This window comes from Psychrobacter sp. Ps7 (assembly GCF_022129225.1).
GTDB classification, from domain to species: Bacteria; Pseudomonadota; Gammaproteobacteria; order Pseudomonadales; family Moraxellaceae; genus Psychrobacter; species Psychrobacter immobilis_A.
On the sequence record NZ_JADQAH010000010.1, the window covers coordinates 80,851 to 98,830 of the forward strand.

Annotated in this window: 14 protein-coding genes; 9 read left to right on the plus strand and 5 right to left on the minus strand. The window is 43.7% G+C overall.

Going from position 1 to position 17,980, the window contains the following annotated elements; translation table 11 throughout:
- Positions 1 to 139: 139 nt before the first annotated feature.
- Positions 140 to 1,099 carry an AEC family transporter gene (locus I3257_RS05610; protein ID WP_201559811.1) on the plus strand — a complete coding sequence of 320 codons (960 nt, stop codon included), beginning with the start codon at positions 140 to 142 and terminating at the stop codon, positions 1,097 to 1,099.
- Positions 1,100 to 1,159: 60 nt separating this feature from the next.
- Entirely contained in the window at positions 1,160 to 2,191 is a 1,032-nt protein-coding gene (locus I3257_RS05615; RefSeq protein ID WP_238049067.1) for an ornithine cyclodeaminase family protein, read from the plus strand.
- A gap of 149 nt (positions 2,192 to 2,340) precedes the next feature.
- Here the strand turns inward: I3257_RS05615 and I3257_RS05620 are convergent, their stop codons facing one another.
- The 4 genes from I3257_RS05620 to katG form a co-directional block, all read right to left on the minus strand.
- A complete protein-coding gene (locus I3257_RS05620; RefSeq protein ID WP_157908376.1) occupies positions 2,341 to 2,511 on the minus strand; it encodes a hypothetical protein in 171 nt (56 codons plus the stop codon).
- Positions 2,512 to 2,559: 48 nt separating this feature from the next.
- On the minus strand, positions 2,560 to 3,561 hold the full coding sequence (locus I3257_RS05625; protein WP_238049068.1) for an LLM class flavin-dependent oxidoreductase: 1,002 nt from the start codon (positions 3,559 to 3,561) through the stop codon (positions 2,560 to 2,562).
- 354 nt (positions 3,562 to 3,915) lie between these two features.
- A complete protein-coding gene (locus tag I3257_RS05630) occupies positions 3,916 to 4,845 on the minus strand; it encodes a LysR substrate-binding domain-containing protein (protein WP_045446223.1) in 930 nt (309 codons plus the stop codon).
- A 249-nt stretch (positions 4,846 to 5,094) separates the two neighbouring features.
- Positions 5,095 to 7,272, minus strand: coding sequence for a catalase/peroxidase HPI (katG, locus tag I3257_RS05635; protein ID WP_238049077.1), 2,178 nt, complete (start codon positions 7,270 to 7,272; stop codon positions 5,095 to 5,097).
- A gap of 739 nt (positions 7,273 to 8,011) precedes the next feature.
- On the opposite strand from katG, the gene I3257_RS05640 reads away from it, so the two are divergent.
- The 5 genes from I3257_RS05640 (at position 8,012) to I3257_RS05660 (ending at position 14,512) form a co-directional block, all read left to right on the plus strand.
- Positions 8,012 to 9,928 (plus strand): MFS transporter, encoded by a 1,917-nt coding sequence (locus I3257_RS05640; RefSeq protein WP_238049069.1) that lies wholly within the window; start codon positions 8,012 to 8,014, stop codon positions 9,926 to 9,928.
- Positions 9,929 to 9,979: 51 nt separating this feature from the next.
- A complete protein-coding gene (prmC, locus tag I3257_RS05645; RefSeq protein ID WP_238049070.1) occupies positions 9,980 to 10,891 on the plus strand; it encodes a peptide chain release factor N(5)-glutamine methyltransferase in 912 nt (303 codons plus the stop codon).
- 35 nt (positions 10,892 to 10,926) lie between these two features.
- Entirely contained in the window at positions 10,927 to 11,721 is a 795-nt protein-coding gene (locus tag I3257_RS05650) for a HesA/MoeB/ThiF family protein (RefSeq protein WP_238049071.1), read from the plus strand.
- Positions 11,722 to 11,808: 87 nt separating this feature from the next.
- Positions 11,809 to 13,161 (plus strand): AarF/ABC1/UbiB kinase family protein, encoded by a 1,353-nt coding sequence (locus tag I3257_RS05655; RefSeq protein ID WP_238049072.1) that lies wholly within the window; start codon positions 11,809 to 11,811, stop codon positions 13,159 to 13,161.
- Positions 13,162 to 13,255: 94 nt separating this feature from the next.
- Positions 13,256 to 14,512: a YbfB/YjiJ family MFS transporter gene (locus I3257_RS05660; protein WP_238049073.1), complete on the plus strand. Its 1,257-nt coding sequence runs from the start codon at positions 13,256 to 13,258 to the stop codon at positions 14,510 to 14,512.
- Here the strand turns inward: I3257_RS05660 and I3257_RS05665 are convergent.
- The gene (locus tag I3257_RS05665) at positions 14,509 to 14,997 is read right to left on the minus strand and encodes an Lrp/AsnC family transcriptional regulator (protein ID WP_238049074.1); all 489 of its coding nucleotides are present in this window, start codon (positions 14,995 to 14,997) and stop codon (positions 14,509 to 14,511) included. The two genes, I3257_RS05660 and I3257_RS05665, sit on opposite strands and share 4 nt — an antisense overlap.
- 218 nt (positions 14,998 to 15,215) lie before the next feature.
- Here I3257_RS05665 and leuA point away from each other — a divergent pair, with 218 nt between their 5' ends.
- Both leuA and I3257_RS05675 read left to right on the plus strand, forming a co-directional pair.
- The gene (gene leuA, locus I3257_RS05670) at positions 15,216 to 17,000 is read left to right on the plus strand and encodes a 2-isopropylmalate synthase (RefSeq protein ID WP_201559818.1); all 1,785 of its coding nucleotides are present in this window, start codon (positions 15,216 to 15,218) and stop codon (positions 16,998 to 17,000) included.
- Between the two features lie 259 nt (positions 17,001 to 17,259).
- Complete coding sequence (locus I3257_RS05675; RefSeq protein ID WP_201559819.1) at positions 17,260 to 17,880, plus strand: hypothetical protein; 621 nt, start codon at positions 17,260 to 17,262, stop codon at positions 17,878 to 17,880.
- The last annotated feature ends 100 nt before the right edge of the window (positions 17,881 to 17,980 follow it).

Sequence of the window (17,980 nt, forward strand, 5' to 3'; positions counted from 1 at the left end):
GTTAAAAGAAAATAGAGCAGGCGCTTGTCTTACTTGCTATTTTGTCTCTATACTAGGTTAGAAAACTTAATGATTACTTGTCAATTTATCTCGCTGATGTCCATATCATGATGGGCTTGTCAACGAACTGAGCCTATTTATGATTGATGCTATTGTCTTTGCTATTACCATTGTCTTGCCCAACCTTGCCTTAATGTGGTTGGGTTTTTTTATGCAGAGACGCGGTGAGGCGAGCCAGACTTTTATTGATCAAGCATCGAGCTTTGTCTTTAATTACTGTTTACCCTGTTTGCTTTTTTTTAGCGTCGTTGATAGTGATGTCGATTACAGCAAACAAATCACGCTGATAGTGGCTGGTATTCTGGTGACATTCATCTTGTTTATAGGTGCAGAGATTTACGCCAAATATTTTGTGAGCAAACCGGCTGATCAAGGGGTGTTTGTACAAGGGATATTTCGGAGTAATATGGCTATTATTGGACTGGCAACGGTTGCTAATGCCTACGGAGAACGTGGCTTAAGTATCGGCGCTGTCTATATGGGTGTGGTGACGATACTGTTTAATATCTTAGCGGTTATCACTCTCAGCCGTGTGTCCAAAAGTGTGGATGATACTTGGCTCAGTCGCAGTACCATGATTATTAAAAAACTATTTACTAACCCACTGATTATCGCATTGGTAGCAGCATTTGCTTATAAGGCATCACCACTGCCGCCTATTACAGGTGTGATTCATACGACTGGTGATTTACTGGCGGCAGTGGCATTGCCCTTAGCATTGATTTGCGCCGGTGCCAGTATTGATTTGAAGTCGATGTTGCACCCTTCAGGGCTATCCATGCAGGCGAGTATCGGACGTATTATTGTTGCGCCATTGATTGCCATCGCTATTGGACTCGGATTTGGTCTATCAGGTGTGCATATGGGTGTGTTGTTTTTGATGGCAGCTTCACCAACAGCCGCCGCCAGCTATGTAATGGCAAAAGCCATGGGTGGCAATGATGTGTTAGCTGCTAATATTTTGGCTTTTACCACCGTCGTAGGTATGTTTGGAATGGCGATTGGTGCGGCAATATTACGCGGGTCAGGATTAATGTAGTAGCCGTTTGGCGTGATAAAACATGTTCTAATAATAAATCTATAAATAGGAGTACTCAAATTGCAATTACTAAACAAAGCAATCGTGACCGAACATCTCAATATGCAATCTGCCATTGGGGCGATAGAAGCATTGTTGCATCAACAGGCAGCGCATCCCAATTGGATCAAAGCGCCTGAACGTTTGGTCATTGAAACTTTTAGTGAAGATGACGCCCATAGCTTAGGTTCGCATTTATCCATGCCAGCCACGATGTATGATGGTAAGAACGAGTATACAGCCGTAAAATTGGTCACCATTTGTCCTGATAATCCGAGCCGAAATTTACCAACCACAACGGCGATTATTACCGTGTCAAACAATGATACTGGTGAGATATTGGCAATTATGGATGGGGTTTATATTACCCAAGTGCGTACGGCAGCATTGTCAGGTATTGCGACCAAATATATGGCAAGCGCTGACTGTCAAAGTGTGGCGGTGGTCGGTTGTGGTGGCATGGCTTATGAGCAATTACATGCGGTAATGACAGTACGTCCTGAGATTAAAACAGTATATTTATGGAATAGAAGCAGGGAAGGCGCTGAGACTTTCAAAGTGAAATTTACTCGTGATTATCCGCAATGGGACGTTACTATAACGGTTTGCGAAAATATCAATGATGCTATCCGTAATGCAGATGTTATCAACGTCGCAACCCGCGCAACAGAAGGCTTGTTTGATCTCAACCATATTAAATCTAATGTACACATCAACGCAGTCGGCGCCTATCAGCCTTCAATGAAAGAGATAAGCAATGATGTCATTGCAAACAGTCGCATGGTCGTTGTCGATGATTTGGTTGGCAGTCGTCATGAAGCGGGTGATTTAATCCAAGCTCACGATAATGTCGATTGTGCATGGACATGGGACGATCTGAGTGGTGACTTACAAGCGCTAGTCACAGGGGCGCTACAAGAAAAAACCGCTAAGTCTAATAATGGTGTTACGTTATTTAAATCGGTTGGTGCAGCCAGTTTTGATGCAGCAGTCGCTCTATATGTCGCACAACAAGCCGCACAAAAAAATCTTGGCTCGTCAGTTGAATGGTAATGCCATTTATAGTGACCGTACGTAAAGATTGCTGTGTTTTTCTTATGTAGCAAGCCAAAAAAAGCCCTCTTTCTAAATAAGAAAGAGGGTTTTTTATATTGCTTTAAACGTTAAATTAATACGTCCCTAGCATATTTTTAGAACGGTTATTAATTTGGATTGTCTTTATTACGTTTGTCTTCGCGCCGCTGCTTACGTTTTGGACTGGTGCGATAGGTCAAATAACCACCGACAGCCATCACCGCCAGAAAGGCAACAATGTACATGAATATTGATGAGCCGATAAGTAGTGAGGCACCGATAATAGGAGTTGCATCCATGTCAAACATCCAGCTAAGGTTTATCAATAATTATGCAAGTGTCTGATTTCATTGTAAAGTAAATAAATTTAACTCAGGTGTAAGTTCCAGTGAACGCATGCGCGCTGCCTGATCGTAAACGTTAGCCGTCACAATCAGCTCGTCTGGCTGATACTGAGCAAGGAATGCCGCCAGTCTCGGCTTGACAGTTTTCACAGAACCGATGAATGACACTGACAATGCGCTATCCACCATCATTTTTTCAGCAGGGCTCCAGATACTGTCCATATCGTGAGTAGGTTTCGGCATTTGACCTGTTTCACCACGGCGCAAGCGTACGAAACTTTGCTGCGCAGAGGTAAAATGATACTGTGCAGTAGCATCGTCATCGGCGAGTAATAAATTGGCTGCCAGCATGACATAAGGCTTATCTAAATAGGCTGATGGTCTGAACTGTTCACGATAAGCTGTAATCGCTTGCCCAAGCATTTGCGGTGCAAAGTGTGAGGCAAACACATAAGGAAGTCCTAGATGCGCCGCTAACGTAGCCCCAAAAAGAGAAGAGCCTAATATCCAGATAGGAACGTTTGACTTTGCCCCAGGAAATGCCTGTACTGGGCTATTATCTGTACCGTTCCCTAAAAAGTACATCAATTCTTGGACGTCTTGCGGAAAGCGATCAGCATCTTGCATCTGACGGCGTAGTGCCTGAAAGGTTGCGCCATCAGTACCTGGCGCACGACCCAGCCCTAAATCTACGCGATCACCATATAATGCCTGCAAAGTGCCGAATTGCTCAGCGATGACGAGCGGTGCATGGTTCGGAAGCATCACACCACCAGCACCAATACGTATATGCTTGGTTTGGCTGCCGATATGCGCTAGTAGTACCGACGTCGCTGCACTGGCAATGCCTGGCATATTGTGATGCTCTGCCATCCAATAACGGTTTAAGCCAACTTTTTCTGCTTGCTGTGCTGTTTCAACCGTTTGGGCAATGCCTTCAGCGATGGTTTTACCTTCAGGCACGGGTGCGAGATCTAAAAAGGATAAGGGGATAGCGTTACTCATAAATCACCTGTTTTTATGATGCCGCCTTTCAGCGACATGGTTATATGGTTATATTGGTATTTGATTCTAGTTATGAAAGAGACTAGCGACAGCAATGATAAACCAGCACCTCAAGAATCTAGTGCTAATTCAATATTGTTATAACTATTCGCTCAATAGTTCATATAATGGGGCGGTTCTATTGAATATAAAGGTCAGAAATTAAGACGATAACAAATCTTAATAATGGGGTAGAGTTATAACAATCACATGCGCGCCAGTCGATTTTGAGTAGAAATGAGAATAGAAAATGGCATCATTATCTGTTGATAACGATGCCATTGACGTTTAGTAAAAATATGAATTAATGGTTCTTTACTGGCTAAATTGTTTTTGACACAGTTCCATAAATGCCCGACCATACTGACGAATTTCTGCATCATCACGTACCGCCATCCAACTGGTAAAGCGCCCAAAGTGATCTACAGGTATCGCAGTTAAATTTTGATAGTGACTCGGTTCAAACGCCATCTCTGCGATAATACCGATACCCAAGCCCAGACCTACGTAAGTACTGATTACATCAGCATCGAGTGCTGCTAGCACGATATCTGGCTCCAATCCTGCTTCTTCAAAAGTTTTGTCAATCGCACCGCGCCCCGTAAAGCCACCGTGATAGGTCACAATCGGATAGCTGGCGAGGGTCGGCAAATCCACAGACTCGTGATTGGCCAGTTCGTGATCGCTTGGGACAATGACGCGATGCGTCCAGTCATAATAGCGATAGCAGCGTAAATAATTGTTATGAAGTAAAGACTCTGTTGCAATGCCAATGTCTGCCTGCCCGCGAATGACCATCTGCGCGATGGTCTCTGGATCCGCTTGTTGTAATATTAGATTGACTTTGGGGAAACGCTCTTTAAACTCTTTGACGACTTGCGGCAATACATATCGCGCTTGCGTGTGAGTGGTGGCAATCGTCAGCGTGCCAATATTCGGATTATTAAAATCGAGACTTAGGTTTTCAATCGTACGGATTTCGGCGAAGATAGATTCGATATGCGGCATTAGTGCTGTGCCCATGGTCGTAAGACCCGTTAGGCGTTTGCCTTGACGGACGAATACTTCCGTTTTGAGCTGATTTTCAAGTGCCGCAATATGTTTTGATAGGCTAGATTGACTGGTGTGCAGTACGGTCGCCGCCTGACTTAAGTTATAGCCATTAATCACCGTATGCCATACTGTCTCCAACTGCTTGAGCTGAATCTGTAAATGCCGCTGATTGACCACTACGTCGATTGCCATAACTAAATCCTATTGTATAAATATACAAACCCTGTCTGTATACAAAAGTGAAAATGTACAAATATGCAGTAAGCAGGTAGTGTAAAACAAAGTGTTTATTCTTGTATATACTTAATGGTTATCTATTTATATTTATTTGGAATATAGGATAAGTCGTTTGTCCTTTGCTAGAAGTAAACCATTACAATAAAAAAACCCTCGATTAAAGAGGGCTTTTTTAAGACAAAGGCGTATCTATTTCAGTGGGTTTTAGCGAAAACGATCCGCATTCATGACTTTATTCCAAGCAGTTACAAAGTCATGAACGAATTTCTCTAGGTTATCGTCTTGTGCGTAAAGTTCAGCGTAAGCGCGTAGTATGGAGTTTGAGCCAAACACTAGGTCTACGCGGCTGGCTTGCCATTTTACATTGCCAGTAGCACGCTCACGTACTTCATAGAGAGCAGAGGCGTCATTATTGTCTGTCTTAACGGGATGCCAAGAATAGCTCATGTCTGTCAAGTTCACAAAGAAGTCATTGCTAAGTGTCCCAGCACGCTCAGTAAAGACCCCTTGTTGGCTCTGAGCGTAGTTGGTATCCAAGACACGCATACCACCGATTAGAATGACCATTTCGGGTGCAGTCAAGCCCATCAGCTGAGTACGATCTAATAGCATCTCTTCAGGTGATATGGCATAGCTGCTTTTGATCCAATTACGGTAGCCATCATGTCGTGGCTCTAAATCAGAGAAGCTCTCTGTGTCAGTCATCTCATCGCTCGCATCGCCACGACCCGCATCGAATGGCACTTCAATTTGAACACCTGCATTAGCTGCTGCTTTTTCAATGGCGGTGTTACCAGCGAGTACCACTAAATCCGCGATGCTGACGTCTTTATCAAAGTTCGTCTGGATGGCAGTGAGCGCCTCAAGTACGCGAGCCAATTGCTCAGGCTCATTACCTAGCCAGTCTTTTTGCGGGGCTAAACGAATGCGTGCACCATTGGCGCCGCCGCGATAGTCTGAGGCGCGGAATGTACGAGCGCTATCCCAAGCGGTAATAATAAATTCGCGATGGTCGATACCACTGCCTAGTATCTGTGCTTTTAAGATCGCAATATCATCAGCGCTCAGATTAACATTGCCTTGTGGAATTGGATCCTGCCAAGTGAAGTCCTCGCTTGGCACATCCGCCCCTAAATAGCGAGATTTTGGCCCCAAATCACGATGGGTAAGCTTAAACCAAGCTTTTGCAAATACTTCATCGAAATATTCTGGATTTTGATGAAAGTTCTCTGAAATTTTACGGTAAGCAGGGTCTTTAATCATTGCCATATCAGCATCGGTCATGATTGGGTTGCGGCGTACACTTGGATCATGTGCATCTAAAGGACGATCCTCTTCCTTGATATCGATAGGTTCCCACTGCCAAGCACCAGCAGGACTCTTAGTCAGTGCCCACTCATGATTTAGCAATAACTCGAAATATTCATAATCCCATTGGGTTGGATGCGTGGTCCATGCGCCCTCGATACCACTTGAGACGGTGTCGCCAGCATTGCCTGTACCTTTAGGGTTGCGCCAACCTAGACCTTGCTCTTTGATATCAGCCGCTTCTGGCTCATCTTCTAATAAGGTAGCGTCACCATTACCATGACATTTACCAACCGTGTGACCACCAGCCGTCAAGGCGACCGTTTCTTCATCATTCATTGACATACGAGCAAAAGTAGTACGAATATCTTGTGCCGTTTTAATAGGATCGGGGTTGCCGTCGACGCCTTCAGGGTTGACATAAATCAAGCCCATCTGTACCGCTGCTAAAGGGTTTTCTAGTGATTCACGCTGATTATCATCTTCATAACGATTTTTGGTAGCCGCCAGCCATTCACGCTCGGAACCCCAATAGATATCCTTTTCTGGATGCCAAATATCGGTACGTCCACCAGCGAAACCTAACGTTTTAAAGCCCATAGATTCATAAGCCATATTACCCGCTAGTATCATCAAATCTGCCCAGGAAAGTTTGTTACCATATTTTTTCTTGATTGGCCATAATAGACGACGTGCTTTGTCCAAGTTGACATTGTCCGGCCAACTGTTTAATGGCGCAAAGCGTTGATTACCAGTGTTAGAACCACCGCGGCCGTCAGAGCGCCGATAAGTACCAGCAGAATGCCAAGCCATACGAATCATCAACCCACCATAATGACCCCAATCTGCTGGCCACCATGCTTGTGACTCAGTCATTAGATTTTTTAAATCTTGCTTGACGGCTTCTAAATCTAATTGCTTAAAGGCTTCTGCATAATCAAAGTCAGGATCCATTGGATTGGTTTTGTGATCCTGCTGATGCAAGATATCTAAGTTTAAGCTATTCGGCCACCAGTCGGTTGCTGCCGAGGCGTTCGTAGTATGCGCTTGGTGCATGACAGGACAGCCACCCATGCTTGGACGTTGTGGCTCGTGCGAAGTATCTACATTTTCACTATGAATGGTTGGTCCATGACCATCTCCTTTATCATAAGTGGTGTTACTTGCAGCATCTGATGTTGAGTTTGAGTTAGTCATCATGTGGCTCCTAGGCAGTAATCAGATAAATGGCAATCGAGGGTGTTATTTACTATTGTTTGCAAAAATTATTTGTCATCTCTAGCATATAGAATAATAATTGATTTAGGGAAGCAATTTATACAAACATATTGTTTTATAAAATAAATGGCATACCTAATAAAATTATATTTTTTAAATATATAAAAGTAAGGATTTAGTAATAATTTCTGGTTGTTAAAGCATTAATTATTAATAACTTATCAGGATAATGATTGGCTAATCACAAGAGAAAGGGGTTTATATAAAACGGTTATGATGCAAAATGCGATATTTTCCTTATTTTTATACCCATGCTCAATATGAAAGCAAACCCTAGTCTATCAGCTAGGTTTTATTAACCAGTAGAAAGAAAGGTTAATGCAAAAATATCGTTAGAATGTCTAGTCAAGGTCAGCGTTCTCAAGTACCATAATTCAATTTTGTTGTAATGGCTGTATTTGTGCAACGTTAAGCAATTTTTATCGATCCCGTTTATCAGTGCTATTTATCAGTGTCAGTTACCGATAGATGATGCTAATGATTGATAAAAATTGTGCGCGGTTGTGTTCTTTTTCTTAAGTGCTAGTGAGCGATTATGTCTGCTGTCAAATCTGTGCCACCCAATCAATCAGCTGTCAAAAAATCATGGGGAGAGGCTGCAAAGGCTTATTTAGACCCTCGTGTCATTATCATGTTGTTTTTGGGCTTTTCAGCGGGTATTCCTATACTGCTTATTTTTTCAAGTTTATCACTTTGGCTTAGAGAGGCAGGCATTGATCGTAGTGTTGTGACCATGTTTAGCTGGGCGGCACTGGGTTATTCGTTTAAATTTATTTGGGCGCCATTAATCGATGCGCTTCCTGTGCCATTTTTGACCAAATGGTTGGGTCGTCGTCGCAGTTGGATGGTGGTATCACAGATGCTTATCATATTGGCTATCTTTTTGATGGCAAATGTTAATCCAGTTAGTGAAGACGTTTTAGTCTACATGGCAGGCGCTGCGGTTTTGCTTGGCTTTTCTTCTGCCACCCAAGATATCGTGATTGATGCTTACCGCATCGAGCTTGCGCCGCCATCGATGCAGTCAATTCTATCCTCTATTTATGTGTCGGGTTATCGTATCGGCATGATCGTTGCGGGGGCAGGCGCGTTATATTTGGCAGATTTTTTTGGCTCGAATGAGACTTTTTATAGTTATGAGGCATGGCGAAATACTTACTACATTATGGCAGGTGTCATGACATTAGGGGTATTAACCACGTTCGCCAGCTATGAGCCAACGGCTGAAACGTTGCAAAGTAAAAAGCAAAAGGGTAACTTAAAAATATTTCTTATTTATTCTGCTTTATTGCTTATCCCAGGTCTGATTTTTGGCATTATTTATCTGATCAATATTTTGATTAATACAGTGTTCGATAGCACATTGGCGATGATACCGTTAATGGTCATGCCAGCGATTAAGTTTTATTTTTTGGCATTGGTCGCTTGCGCACCGTTGCTGCTGTTGTATTTGATCATCAATCAACCAAAAATTATTAATAAAGCGCCATTGGTTGCCGAAACTCGCGAAGACTACGTGAGATTAGTAGCATTGTTTGTATTTTCTGTGATCGCTTTTATCGCCGCTTATATATTGATGGGGCCAGTACTGCCAGAGTTTGAAGGAGCATTCTCCAGCTTCTTTGTTGAAACATTGCATCTGCTGATAAGCTTGGGTGTAGCGATAGTAGCAGGTTATGCATTGGTACAAGTAGGGTTGGTGAAAAAAGAAGTAGCCATGGCAACTTGGGTCGAGCCGATCTTGGACTTTTTTAGACGCTATGGCAAAAAGGCATTTTTATTATTGACGCTCATTGGGCTATATCGAATTTCAGACATCGTGGCAGGCGTTATTTCCAACGTTTTTTATCAAGACATGGGCTTTAGTAAAACAGATATTGCCAATGCAGTGAAACTCGTCGGCGTGATTATGGCGATTGCAGGTGGGTTCTTAGGTGGGCTATTGGCACAGCGTTTCCGTATGATGCATGCCATGATGATTGGCGCAATTCTTGCGTGTGCGACCAATTTGTTGTTTGTACTACTAACTTACAACCCAGGCAGTTTGCCGTTTATGTATGTTGCGGTCATATTTGATAACTTGGCAGCAGGGCTGGCGAGTGCCGTGTTTATTGCTTTCTTATCTGCTCTAACGTCTATTCGTTTTACGGCAGTGCAGTATGCGATTTTCTCTTCATTAATGACGCTCATTCCCAAGGTGATGGGTGGTTATTCAGGTGCTATCGTCGATAATATGGGCTATCCATTTTTCTTTATCTTTACCTTTGCGATTGGTATCCCGATTCTGGCGCTGATTTACTTTGTCGATAAGCATATCGTCATTGGTGATAACGATGATATTTATGGCGATGACAATAATGATGGAAGCGGCGGTAATGGAAGCCGTGATAAGTTAACCAAGGCGAATCCAAACCTGACCGATACCAAAGAACCACCCCGCGCGTCAAATTAAGCTAAGCAGTATTTTATTCTCATTGATTCATAATATTTTTAAGAGCTACTTATGACAGCATCGACCATTCGTCAAATCAAGCAGTACATTCAGCAGTTGACGAATGAGGCTGCAAATAGCAAGCTACCGCCATTTTGGCTCACCGATTGGCTATTATATGTCATCGATAAGCCTGCGATATTCTTAATGATGGATGAAGGTTATCAATTAACTGATAGTGAATTTGAGCAATTCAATGCAGGTGTGATTAAGATGCAGCAAGGAATGCCACTTGCGTATTTGACTGGTCAGCAAGAGTTCTGGTCGTTAAAATTTAGGGTCAATGAGCACACTTTAATTCCGCGACCTGATACTGAGATACTGATTGAGCAAGTATTAACTTGGATAAAATATCAGCCAAACAGTGTCAGCAGCCCAAAACGGTTACTGGATTTAGGGACAGGTTCAGGCTGTATTGCGATTAGTCTCGCTCACGAGTTAAATACGCAGCGTTCAGACAGTAACGCAGAAAGCTGGCAAGTCGTTGCGGTGGATATGTCGCCAGCAGCGCTCAAGGTTGCTCAGCACAATGCAGCTATCAATGATGTTGCTGATATTGAGTTTATACAAGGCAGTTGGTATGACGAGCTGCCCAGTCATGGCGAGCTATTATTTGATGTGATTGTTTCTAACCCTCCTTATATCGATGAGGAAGATGAGCATTTGGCACGCCTTGTAGCCGAGCCTATTAGTGCCTTAAGTGCCCCCAATCATGGGCTTGCCGATATAGAGAATATCGTAGGACAGGCACCGAAATACTTGCGTGTCGGTGGGCTACTGGCTATCGAACATGGTTTTGACCAAGGTGATGCCGCTCGCAAGTTGTTTGTAGACAGTGACTTTGAATCTGTGCGTACAGTACAAGATTATGGTGGTAATGATCGTGTTACGCTGGGTCAAATTAAGTCATCAGATTTTTGTTAATAGACTTCTTTAATAATAGGTTATTGGTAATAAATATGGCGCACACATCATATGAAGGGCAGTTGTTGGATGAAGAGCTGCTGCGTTATGCAAGGCAGATATTATTAGACGGTTGGGATATTGACGCTCAACTACGCTTAAAATCAGCTCGTGTGGTCATGATAGGGGCAGGCGGGCTTGGTTGTCCTGCTTCTGAGACGCTGGTGCGTGCAGGACTTGGGCAAATTCATCTGATAGATGATGACATCATTGAAGCCAGCAACTTGCAGCGCCAGACGCTTTTTTTACCTGAGGATATCGGTCAAACTAAGGCGCTAACAGCGGCGCACATGTTAGAGCGTATTAACCCTTTAATCACCGCTCGCGGTACAGTTGCAAGATTAAGCGAAGACAATGCTTATGAATTGCTCGATATGGCGACAGGCAAGCCTGACTTACTTTTAGATTGCACCGACAATTTTGCTACGCGTGATGTCATCAATCGTATTAGCGTGCGCTATCAAATCCCGCTATTATCTGCCTCAGCAATTGCGATGCAAGGTCAGTTGGCGCTATTTGAGCCGCAACTAAACACTGGTTGTTATCACTGCGTGTTTGGTTCGGTAGTACTTGATGCAGCGGCTGATGAGCGTACGTGTGCCAACTCAGGTGTGCTAGCGAGTACCACTGCTATCATGGGTAATTTGCAAGCGAATGCTGCCCTGCAGTATTTGGGATTAACCAAAAATCCACTGACAAATAAGCTATTAATATGGGATGGTAGCCAGATGCAGCAACGGCTGATGGGCTATCGCCAAGATGCCGCGTGTCCTGTCTGTAGTAGTCATTAGTGATTGTTCATTAGTGGTTGTGTTGCTTGTCATTACTTGTAATCACCTATTCTCAAAAACCTTTCTTATGACCATAGTTGTTTTTTTATGAAAATTCATCGTCCGCATTTATTAAAGCATACCTTCAATGTTATGAACCGTGTTCGCCAAACAGCCAGCGTGGCAGGTTTATCTGCGCTGAGAGTGGCAAAAGGTGAAAAGCCTGATGCCACATTATTAAAAGAAACGTTTGAGCAGTTGGGCACGACTTATATCAAGATTGGTCAGTTTATCGCCAGTACGCCGTCACTGTTTCCACGCGAATATGTAAAAGCTTTCCAGAGCTGTTTGGATCAGACCACGCCACTGTCTTATGCTTATATCGAGCAGGTATTGAAAGAAGAGTTGGCGGTTGATGGCATGACGCTCGCTGATAAGTTCGCCCATATCGACTCAAAGCCACTAGCATCAGCCTCTATTGCGCAAGTGCATGCGGCACGGTTGCATAATGGCGATGAAGTCGTATTAAAGGTACAAAAGCCTGACGTCGAGACCATTATGCAAACCGATTTGGGCGTATTGCATGGGGTGACTAAATTACTTGAGATTCTGATGCCGTCGATGAAGTTTGCCAGTATTGCGCCGATTATCGATGAGATTCGCCTGCGTATGCTTGCCGAGACGGACTTTATCGCTGAGGCACAAAACAGCCGCGATTTTCAGCAGTTCTTAGCCGTATCAGGCAATACGCGCGTGGTAGCACCCAACGTATATGAAGAGCTGACGACCAAGCGTGTACTAACTATGAGCCGCTTGTACGGCGTATCTATGGTAGATGAGTCGCTCATGCGTCAGTATTGTGCTGATCCTGCGCAAGTCATGGCGGATACCTTGAATACGTGGTTTGCCAGTCTCATGCTGTGCAACAGTTTTCATGCTGACCTGCACGCGGGCAATTTGATGCTATTAACCGATGGTCGTATTGGCTTCTTGGATTTTGGTATTGTCGGTAAGCTAAAAGCTGAGAGTTGGCGTGCGTGCATGGGTATGATGCAAGCCATGCAGGACAGTGACTATCAAGCGATGGCGCGCCATATGATTGATATGGAAATGACCCATGGTGGCAATAAAGTCGATGTAGTGGCGTTGGGTAATGATTTGCAGCGTATGATGAAGACTATTATGGCGGAGGACAAATCCTTTACCAGTGGTGTGCCTTTTAATAGTAAAGAACAAGCCGATGAGCTAAATAAAATGATGCTTGAGATTGTAGAGGTCGGTAAGCGCCATGGCATACATTTCCCACGTGACTTTGCTTTATTGACCAAACAGATGCTGTATTTTGATCGCTTTATGCGTACGCTGGCACCTGATATGGATATGTTTAGTGATCAACGCGTACAAATGCTAGGACACACAGAGACAGATGTGACCATGCCACCAACAGTAAACGTATCGTAGTTTTCGCTTGTATGTTTGATTATTAATCTGCCGCTGCTCTTGAATGCTCTAACACAAAGGATTGTGTGCTAATTGCCGCAAAAATGGCTCTGTCATGATGACTGCTCTCAAAAGCCGTGCTTTTCCTCATATTACCAATGAAGCTGCCATTGCCTGTATCGGTATGTACTGCATGGCAGTCGTCATGGGCTATGGACGCTTCCTCTTTACTGCTACCTTGCCCGATATTATGGTGCAACTGTCGATTTCAACGACGATTGCAGGCTGGCTTGCCTCTATCAATTACATCGGTTATTTTATCGGTGCCCTCATCGCCATGTTTGTGCCTCAGCGCTCGACGTGGCAAGCGCTGACACTGTGGGCAATTATAAGTGTCGTCACAACGATGCTACTTGTCGTACCCGATATGTCATTAACTCTATGGTATCTCATTCGTCTAATCGCAGGTATTGCAAGCGGGGTAGCGATGATTTTAAGCTCATCGTTTGTTATTCAAAGCTTAAGTCCTGAACGCCGTTCTGTACTGTCGGCAGTACACTACGCAGGTATTGGTGTGGGCATCAGTGCCTCTGCCATACTGACGTGGTGGTTGTTAGTATTAGGCTATCATTTTGATGTCATTTGGTTGGTAGCAGGCTTTACAAGCTTACCTCTGGTATGGCTACTCTATGCGGTAAAACCAAGACAAGCACACGGTTCCGACTTGCTGCGGACTGATCCTACACAGCACGTGTCAGTGCATCAAACCTATTTGAGCTTTAAGCGCGCTTTGTATGAGGCCATTGCTGGTCATCGTAAGGCTATTGCTTTGCTGTCAGCGAGCTATGTACTGGCGGGCTTTGGTTATATTACCTCTGCGACTTTTTTGCCAGTCATGGCAGCACAGCGCCTCACGACGCAGACGTATGCTGGATTGCTCATTTGGCTAGTCGTTGGTGTGTTTGCGATGTTATCAAATCCACTGTGGGGCGCACTTGCCAAGCGAATTGGTGAAATTAAAACGTTAATAGGCTTAACGATATTACAAGCATTTGGGATGTGCCTGCCCATATGGTTCGACGGCGCTATTGGTTTGTACGGCAATGCTGCTATTTTAGGTTTGACCTTTGTGGGGATGGTGTCGATGACGCTCACTTTGATTAAAAACATCAATCCTGATTACTCAAATTTGCTGATAGGATTGGCAACTTTGGCTTATGCATTGGGTCAGTTTTTGGGACCATTGGTGACGGTAGCATTGGCAGGGCAGGACGACAATTTCAATGCAGGGTTACTCGTTGCCGCCGCTGGATTGATGGTTGGACTGGTGCTATTGCTATTGTTTCGTCGACAGCCACCGACTACTATTTAAACCACACTACGATTAAATATTTCTCGCAACTCAAAACTGGTATGTACTTGAGCGACACCTTCGATACGATTGAGCCTATGTAATAAAAACTCCTCATAATGTGCCATATCGCGTACCCTTACCTTGATAAGGTAGTCTTCTGTACGACCCGTGACAATGCTACAGCTAATGACTTCATCAAAGCTCTGAATCTTATGCTCAAATTGTTCAAAGCGCTCAGCCGTATGGCGATCCATGCTAATCGCGATAAAGACGGCGAGCGGGTAGCCAAGTTTTTGCGCATCTGTTTTGGTGTGATAACCCGTGATAATACCAGCATCTTCTAAGCGTTTAATACGGCGTGCACAAGGCGTGGCTGACAGGTTGACGCGTTCGGCAAGCTCGGTGATACTCATACGTGCCTGAGTTTGCAATACGCGCAAGAGCTGTCGATCGATCTCATCAATATCGGCTAAATATGGACTATCCAGATGACTGTTTGGCATGATCTGTTGCTTTATTAGTGAATTCAGCTAATTATACTGATTAAATTGTATTTTTTCACTAAAATAGCGCCATATATTATCAAAGAAAGCTGATTTCTATTGCATAAACTCTGATATTATTATGGTATAAACATTGGTTATCTCGTATGATAAACATTGATCTAATCACCAGCCGTCCAGCTAAAAACATAAATTCCCATATCATCTAAGGATTGATTATGTCTGACCAAGCCAAACGCACTGTAGCTTCAACGACTGCAAAGATTACACCCAAAAATGCCGCTTTTGATTATAAAAAGTATCGTCCATTTGCTTTTGCGCCATCGCTGTCAGATCGTACTTGGCCGAGCAAAACGATTGAAAAGTCACCAATTTGGGCAAGTGTGGATCTGCGTGATGGCAATCAAGCACTGATTGACCCGATGACGATCGAACAAAAAATGCGTTTTTTTAAAACGTTGGTTGAGGTTGGTTTTAAAGAAATTGAAATTGGCTTTCCATCAGCGGCGCAGGTTGAGTTTGATTTTGCTCGTAAACTTATCGAAGAAAATCACGTCCCAGACGATGTGACTTTGCAGGTATTGGTACAGGCTCGTGAGCATTTGATCGCCCGTACGTTTGAGTCATTGAAAGGCGCGAAGCGTGCGATTGTCCATGTTTATAATTCAACGTGCCGTGTACAACGTGAAAAGGTCTACGGTAAAGATAAAGCTGAAATCAAAGAAATTGCTGTTACTGGTGCTAAATTATTGGTTGAATATGCGGCTAAATACCCAGAAACAGAGTGGGTATTCCAGTATTCACCAGAGAGCTTTAGTCAAACGGAAACTGAATATGCTGTAGAAGTCTGTGATGCGGTCTGTGATGTGTGGCAACCACAACAAGGGCAGGAAGTAATTTTAAACTTGCCAGCGACGGTTGAAGCGTCTATGCCCAATGTTTTTGCCGACCAAGTCGAATATTTCTGCCGTCATCTTGCCCAGCGTGAGCATGTCATTATCAGCTTGCATACGCATAATGACCGTGGCTGTGCGGTTGCAGCAGCAGAGCTTGGGGTATTAGCGGGCGCCGATCGTATCGAAGGTACGCTATTGGGTAACGGTGAGCGTACGGGTAATATGGATATCATGGTCATGGCGATGAACTTGTTTAGTCAAGGTATCGATCCAGAGCTTGATTTTAGTAACATGAGCGAAATTGTACAAGTGGTCAGCGAATGTAACAATTTGCCCTTACATCCGCGTCATCCATACGTCGGCGAATTGGTCTTTACGGCCTTTAGTGGCTCGCATCAAGATGCCATCAAAAAATCTCTCGATTATAACGAAAAGCATCAAAACGAGACGGATAACGTTTGGGATGTGGCTTACTTGCCAATTGATCCGGCGCATATCGGTCGTAGTTATCAGGATGTGGTACGTATCAATAGCCAGTCTGGTAAAGGCGGTGTGGCTTATATCTTGCAGCGCAACTATGGCTTTAATTTGCCGCGCTGGATGCAAATTGACTTCAGCGGCGTGGTACAGAAGCAAGCTGAATCAGCTGCTCGCGAATTGCAGAATGATGAAATCTTACAAACCTTTGAAGACACGTATCTACAGCAAGGCAGTTTTGAGCTATTAGATTATACGGTCAATAATAAAGGCGGTGAAGTCTACTTTACTGGTCAAGTACAAATGAATGGGGACATCATTAATATTGATGGCACTGGTAATGGTCCATTATCATCGTTTATAGACGGACTTGCCCAGCACACTGGTAAATCTATCCATGTTATTAATTACGCTGAGCATGCCATCAATCCACAGCACAATAGCGGTGATGGCATCGATGATGATACCAATAATGACAACAAAACCAATGCCAATGCCGCTGCTTACATTCAGTTGAATGTTGATGGGGAGGTTTATTCTGGTATTGGCACTTGCAGCAGTACTGTATCAGCGATGCTTAAAGGCGCCTTATCAGCGTTTGCTCAAGCAGTTAGTACTATCACTGCTTAATGTCTTTATGATCGTTTTGATAACTTGTCGCTATAACGCTGTCGCTTCTTGTCTTTAGCAAGTAAAGCGATGGCGTTATTTTTTGCATGAAAAACGACAGTCTATATGTAGAAAGTAGACATTTATGATTATCGCCTATCTTGCAGTTGGCTAAAGCATCGCGACTAATAGCATAATGTTACTTGTGTTTTTGATGTCTAAGACTTACGCTAATGTACATAACTCATATTATTATATTATTATAAACAAAAGGTTAATTATGGAACCTATCTCACTTGCTTCATTTTCATTGGCTGCTATTTTGGCGTCATTGCCAGTAAATGGCGAAGTGGTCACTAAACCGACTATTACCACTCATATCAGCCCAGCTATCGCAGGACAATGGGAAATCGACTTAGACAGTAGTATCACGATGACCAAAGAAGCCAAAGCCAGACAAGCTGTAGCAAAAGAGCTGAAACAGACAAAAAGTGATGAGCCAGAAGTAACTGCTGGTACAGAAGGCGGTGTCCTTGTGCAAAGTGAAAAGCGCGTCCTTAATATTAAGCCAAATACCAACAACCAGTTAAAGGTCTCTGCCAAAAAAGCAAGCCAGTGCCGCGAGCTATACAATTTTGCGGCCGATAATGAGATGTGGGCAGTGAGTGGCAAAGAGTGGACATATGGTCGTTACCTAATCACGCACCGCGAAGAAGGGCTGCCCATTATTGCGCTAAAAACAGTCTATGACAACAATGAAGTAGATTGTTCAGGTAACCAAATCGACCAAACTGACGAAGCGTTGATTGCGTTTTTAAACCACGACGGCAACCAAATGCAGTGGTGTGCGGATCCTGATGGTAATGAATGCTTTATGAATTTTAATAGAGTGTTGCCATAGCACTTTATCGTTAATCATAAGACTTAAGACCATTTTTTTCTACAATAGACCTCTTGCAAAAGTCATAAACCAAGCTCGAAATTAACAACACCGGCGAATA